Genomic DNA, 3,618 nt, shown 5'->3' with positions numbered 1-3,618 from the left:
ATATTATTATAGGTAGTAATAATTAAAAAAGTGTAACCTCTCTGAGTTAGCCATGAATTTATTATAAAATACATGGCTATTTGTGATAATATAAAAGCGAAAAAGTAGTAAAACCCAAAGTACAATTTGCCCTTATTAGAATCTGATTTTAAGGTTAAATTTACTCATAAAAAAGGACACTTAACTAATGTCTAATAACATCTTAAATCAACCAGAGAATTTACCTATTTTATATGCTCTGGGTGAACCTTTATACGAGAAATTTTACACTAGCAATGATGATGTAGTTGTCGTACATGTTGAAAGTACGGCAAGTAATGTTGACTTAGCTAATTTTTTAGCAAATGAAAGTATAGAAGACAAAAGACTTTTTGTTTCTACTGATAATGCTACTCTACCGAATACTATGCAAGAGTTTCATAAAGAAAGAAACTCATTAAAAGATACGCTAAATAGTGTAGGTTTTATCGCTGAATTTGTAAAAGCTTATCCTGTAAATGAAAATTTAAAAAGAAGTCGTAAAGATCAGGAAATTGATTTTTTAGCTTTTGAGTTAAAACTTACAGTAGAAGCTGAAGTTGACTTAAGTTCAACGAATATAGATGAAGTTAAAGTAAAAAGATCTAAATTCCTAGTTTTAAAAGCTCTAATTTCTAAATTACCATATGCATATAATATGGAAGTAATTGGAGATTTAGATAATAAGAACTCAATTGTAAATAGTAAAACTCAGCAATACGCCGTTGATAAATTAAGACAAAGTATTTATGCTTTAATTCGTTCAGGAATATATGAGCATGTATCAATAGAGAGTATTGTTTCAAAAGAAGCAACTTATCAAAGCTTTGTGTATATTGCGGTTAGTAATTTAGGTTTTTCAAATCGAGTATTATCTGCTTTTGCTCATGAACCAAACCTATATTATCGTTATATTTTCTTGATTTCTCACATAGAGTTCATGTTAAAACGTGATACTTTTGATGCAGAACTGCAAGAAGCTGTGCGTAAGAATATGGAAACAGCACAGAGAAAGTACTATTTAAATGAGCAGATTAGAGCTTTAAAGAAAGAGTTAAATCCTGAGGGAGCGTCTGATGAGTCTGACGTAGAGCGTTTACTTAATCAGTTAGAAAAATTACAGATTGAAACTACGCACCCTGAAATTTACAATAAAATTAATACCGAAATTCATCGACTTGAGATAATTCCATCTAACTCTCAAGAATATTACATGCAACAAAACTATGTAGATTGGTTGCTAAAAGCTCCGTATCGAGGAGATGCTCTAAGTGATATAGATTTAAGAAAATCTAGAAGTATTTTAAATAAAGATCATTTTGGATTAGATGATGTAAAAGAAAGAATCTTAGAGTACTTAGCTGTACTATCTCGTGTTGATGTGGTTAAATCTCCAGTGCTTTGCTTAATAGGTCCACCAGGGGTAGGTAAAACTTCATTAGGTAGATCTATTGCCGAAGCTACAGGAAGAAAGTATACTCGTTGGGCTCTAGGTGGTATTTCTGATGAAGCAGAAATTCGTGGGCACAGAAGAACCTATATAGGTTCACAGCCAGGTAAGATAATTAGTCATCTTTCAAAAGTAGGGGTAAATAATCCTTTATTCTTATTAGATGAGATAGATAAATTAGCCTCAAGTCATAAAGGTGATCCGGCAGCTGCTTTGTTAGAAGTATTAGATCCAGAACAAAATAATAAATTTGTTGATAACTATTTAGAGATAGATTATGATCTCTCTGAAGTGTTGTTTATAGCGACTGCAAATAGTTATAATATCCCACCAGCACTTTTAGATCGTATGGAAATTATCGACCTAGGATCTTATACTAGGGATGAGAAATTCCAAATTGCAAAACAACATATTTTAGGTAAGTTATTAAGACGTAATGCAATTAAAGAAAATGAAATAGATTTCCCAGATCGCATGATTAACTTAATAATTGATGGTTATACTAATGAACCTGGGGTTCGTTCTTTAGAAAGAAGAATTGAACGTATAATCCGTTTTGCAATTAAGATGATCGTTGAAGAGGGAGTTAAGCAAGTAAAAGTCGACAAAGATTTAGTACAGAAAATCTTAGGTCCTGTAATTAATGAATCGAATATTGAACAGGCAGAGTTTAGAGCTAAATCTTTTGTAGGACAGATTACGGGCTTAGCTTGGACTCAATCAGGTGGTGATGTATTACCAATTGAAGCAGCAACACCTGTAGGTAAAGGTGAAATTTCTGCTACTGGTTCTTTAGGGAATCAAATAAAAGAAAGTATTCGTGCTGCGATTACAGTAATTCGTCAGAGATATAAGCAATTTGATTTAGAACCAGATTTCTACTCTAAGTATGATTTCCATGTTCATTTCCCTAATGCTGGAATAAATAAAGATGGACCTTCAGCGGGTTCTGCAATTACAACTTGTTTAATTTCAGCGTTAACGAATAAACCTATAGCTATGGATATAGGAATGACTGGTGAAATTTCTCTTCATGGGGATGTTTTACGTATTGGTGGGGTGAAAGAAAAGGTTATTTCAGCACATCGTAATGGCGTTAAACACATTATTTTACCTAAATCAAATGAACCTGATTTATACAAAGTACCTCAAAGTATTAAGGATGAATTACAATTTTATCCTGTAGAAACTATTGACGAGGTTATAGATATAGTATTTGGTGATAAAAAGCGTCCGGCAAAACCAAGTGCAGCTGATTTAGATTTAAAAGATATTGTCGAAGAAGTAAAAGCTACTGAAACAACAAAAGCTAAATCTAAAAAGTCAAAAGCTAAATCAAAACAAACTAGTTCTGCAGTTGAAGAAAGCGAATATTCGGTAAGTAAAACAACTGTAAAAGAAACTAAAGTTGCAAAAGCGAGTAAAAAAGCGAAAACATCTGCAACAGCTAAATCTAAAAAAGAAAATTTAGAAGTGGTTGAAGAAGTTAAAGTTGCTCCTAAAAAACGTGGAAGAAAAGCTAAAGATGTAATCGAAGATCAGGCTACTGAAGCTAAGAAGGTTACAAAAACTCGCAAATCAACGAAAAAAAGTTAAGATTTATGAAAAAAGGGAGCTATGTAGATAGCTCCCGTTATTTTATATAAAAGTAGCAATGAAATTATTTATTTTCCGTCATAGTGCTTTAAGTTTGCAAATCCAAGAAAATCTCTTAAGATTGGAATTATATATTCAGAGAATGTTGCAAGAAGGAAAAAATCCAAAGGATCATTTTGTAATTTTTGTCGAAAATTTAGCATTGCCTTTAGTGATAAATCAAAACCTTCTGCAGTTCTCGCATCAAGTTAGGTTAGTAGCTTTAAAGTTCCAAGAGCTTACAAGAAAGTATGATCTTGAAATAATCTGTTGTTCTCGTAGTTTATTAGAATGGGGATATGCTAATGAATGGGTTATAGTTCCTGAAGATAAAATTGGAGTGCATGATTTATTTAATTTAGAAAAATATAATTTTGAGAAGATTTTTATTTAAACTGTAATTATGAAAAATCCTGCATATTTGCTTGATAAGTTTTATTTAGATAATGCTTCAGATGTAAGACAAGCAGGGCATATGATGCTTAGCTTTATTTTTGCTTTTGAAGATAATTGTG

The 3,618-nt window shown here is 31.7% G+C and carries 2 protein-coding genes; both read left to right on the top strand.

The features are described 5' to 3' along the window. Window positions 1-187: 187 nt before the first annotated feature. Window positions 188-3,064, top strand: a complete 2,877-nt coding sequence (gene lon, locus CKF59_RS05085) for an endopeptidase La (RefSeq protein ID WP_119534885.1) — start codon at window positions 188-190, stop codon at window positions 3,062-3,064. 58 nt (window positions 3,065-3,122) lie between these two features. After that, complete coding sequence (locus CKF59_RS05080) at window positions 3,123-3,497, top strand: hypothetical protein (RefSeq protein WP_119534884.1); 375 nt, start codon at window positions 3,123-3,125, stop codon at window positions 3,495-3,497. Window positions 3,498-3,618: the final 121 nt, after the last annotated feature.

This window comes from Psittacicella gerlachiana (assembly GCF_003585965.1).
GTDB lineage: Bacteria > Pseudomonadota > Gammaproteobacteria > Enterobacterales > Psittacicellaceae > Psittacicella > Psittacicella gerlachiana.
Note: the sequence above shows the minus strand (reverse complement) of the source record. Positions and strands in the feature narration are given on the sequence as shown.

What these genes read in the sequence shown, in the direction of transcription:
- lon (WP_119534885.1), top strand. Translation starts at nt 188, where the DNA reads ATGTCTAATAACATCTTAAATCAACCAGAGAATTTACCTATTTTATAT.
- CKF59_RS05080 (WP_119534884.1), top strand. Translation starts at nt 3,123, where the DNA reads ATGAAATTATTTATTTTCCGTCATAGTGCTTTAAGTTTGCAAATCCAA.